Source organism: Mesobacillus sp., from assembly GCF_047739415.1.
Classification (GTDB): Bacteria; Bacillota; Bacilli; order Bacillales; family Cytobacillaceae; genus Mesobacillus.
In genome coordinates this window covers 1-2353 of the sequence record NZ_JBIQOE010000254.1, presented here as the reverse complement: position 1 = coordinate 2353, position 2353 = coordinate 1, and the positions used below count along the sequence as shown (strand labels likewise).

The window sequence follows — 2353 nt, the reverse complement described above, 5'->3', positions numbered from 1 at the left end:
ATACTTACTGGGGTATATTTTTAAACACTCTTAATTAACCCTTAACAAAAACATCACAATATAGATAACAGAAAAGGAGTGACTAATTATAATGACAGAAATCGGATTACTTTTTGCGTTTACTGCTGGAATTTTATCATTTTTCTCACCATGCGTGTTCCCTCTTCTCCCTGCTTACATAACACATTTGACCGGCGGGAAAATTGAGGGTTCAAAAGTTGCTGTAGATCGTGCAACCCTTTTTACCCGGTCATTTGGATTCATTGTCGGTTTTAGCTTGATATTTATCGTCATGGGTGCCTCGGCATCGTTCCTAGGACAAGTTTTCGCGAATTACCGGACAATTGTGATGCAAATTGCTGGTTTGCTGATCATCATTTTCGGCCTGCAGATGGCCGGATTGCTGAATATCAAATTTCTAATGATGGAAAAGAAAGTTCAATCTGAAACAAAATCGAAAGGCGCATTCAGTTCAGTGTTCCTTGGAATGGCGTTTGCCAGCGGATGGTCTCCTTGTGTCGGACTTGCACTCTCCTCCATCCTGCTGTTGGCGAGTTCTTCCGATACGCTATACCAGGGAATGTACTTGCTGACTTCTTATTCTCTTGGAATGGCAGTTCCTTTCCTTATCATATCTTTTGTCATTTCTTTTTCATTAAAGGCAATCAAGAAGATCAACAAATATCTTTCTAAGCTTGCACTCGTGAATGGTATGATAATGGTAGGAATGGGCTTCCTTGTCCTTTCCGGGCAGATGCAGAAAATCAGTGCCTGGCTGTCTGCTTACAGCTTATTCGGAGTTTAAGAACCCTGATGTATAGCTTTTTTTAAAGAGATGCAAGGCAGTGTTAAGGAGTGACCTAAGCTGTGAACAAAGAACTGATTGGCAAAAGTGTACTGGTTGTTGAAGATGACCCTAAAATTCGCACACTTGTTAAGATCTATTTGACTAATGAAGGCTATGAGGTGCTGGAGGCTGACAACGGTATTCTCGCCCAGGAAATGATTGAAAAATATGATCCATGCATCCTTATACTTGACCTGATGCTCCCCGGCAAGAACGGTGAGGAGATTTGCCGCTGGCTTCGCAATGACCTGGAAAGCATGATGCCAGTCATTATGCTGACCGCAAAGGCTTCTGAAAAAAGCAGGATTGAAGGTTTTAAGCTTGGAGCCGATGACTATGTCGTAAAACCTTTCAGCCCTGCTGAGCTGATGGTCAGGATTGAGGCAGTACTGAGAAGGACGGCAAGCCGATGCGGGAAACTGACCTTTACAGGACTAACCATTAAACCTGCTAAAGGCCATGCAATGGTCGACGGCGAACCACTCGATTTGACCAACTTTGAGTTCAGGCTGCTTCATATGTTCATGCAGCATCCGGGTCAGATCCTATCAAGGACACAAATATTAGACACCATTTATGAAAACAATGAAAAAGCCGTTACTGAGCGGACGATTGACGTCCATATCAAGAATCTCCGGGAAAAAATCAAAGGAAAAACGCCCAAGGATTATATCCAGACAGTAAGAGGAATGGGGTATAAATTTGCGGCGAATTAAAAGCATGGCGAATTTGTTACTATCTAAGCTTGTGGCAGTCAACAGCGTCGTCATCCTGCTTGTCATCATGCTAGCAGGTATATCCGTGAAAGATTACGCCTGCTTCCTAGTCAATAACCAGCAGGTGACTGGGACACAGCTGGTTGATACTTTGAATTCTTTCCTAGTCAAGGTTAGCGTCATAGCATTTGTCATTGCGGGGCTTTTGCATTATTTTTCAGTAAAGCGGATTGTGCAGCCGGTTAAGACAATGGCAGTTGCCGCCAACCACATAAAAGAAGGCAAGATTCCTTCAAAGATTGATGTCACTGCAAGCGGTGAATTGGGTGAACTTGTAACCAATTTCAATGCGATGGCAGAAACTCTTTCTGCTGTACAGACAAGACGGGAAGAAATGTTGCGAGACATCGCCCATGAGTTGAGGACACCGTTAACGAATATCAACGGCTATCTTGAAGCCCTACATAACGGAGTATTGGCGGGTGACCGTGAGCTGTTTGGCTCTCTTTTGGAGGAATCCAGGCGGATTACGCGGATTGTCGACCTGATATCTGAGCTTGACGCATGGAATAAAGAGGTTTACTTTCTTGAGAAACAGTTTGAAGTAACTGATATAAAAGAAGTCATGGCAGAATCACTTGCAGCCTTCCAGCTAAAGTTATCGAACAAATTTGAAACAGTCAATCAGCATTTAGAACATGCACCCATTTTTGGCCATGAAGACGGTTTAAAGCAAGTCCTATCCAATCTCCTGCAAAATATCATTGATTATGATACTGGCGGGAACATT

Annotated in this window: 3 protein-coding genes; all 3 read left to right on the top strand. The window is 43.1% G+C overall.

Annotation, left to right across the window (positions count from 1 at the left end; translation table 11 throughout):
* Positions 1-91: 91 nt before the first annotated feature.
* Entirely contained in the window at positions 92-805 is a 714-nt protein-coding gene (locus tag ACH0QE_RS19830) for a cytochrome c biogenesis CcdA family protein (RefSeq protein WP_415802198.1), read from the top strand.
* A gap of 62 nt (positions 806-867) precedes the next feature.
* Positions 868-1563: a response regulator transcription factor gene (locus tag ACH0QE_RS19825; RefSeq protein ID WP_415802197.1), complete on the top strand. Its 696-nt coding sequence runs from the start codon at positions 868-870 to the stop codon at positions 1561-1563.
* The coding region (locus tag ACH0QE_RS19820; protein ID WP_415802196.1) for a histidine kinase dimerization/phospho-acceptor domain-containing protein at positions 1550-2353 on the top strand (804 nt) is incomplete at its 3' end. The genes ACH0QE_RS19825 and ACH0QE_RS19820, both read left to right, overlap by 14 nt.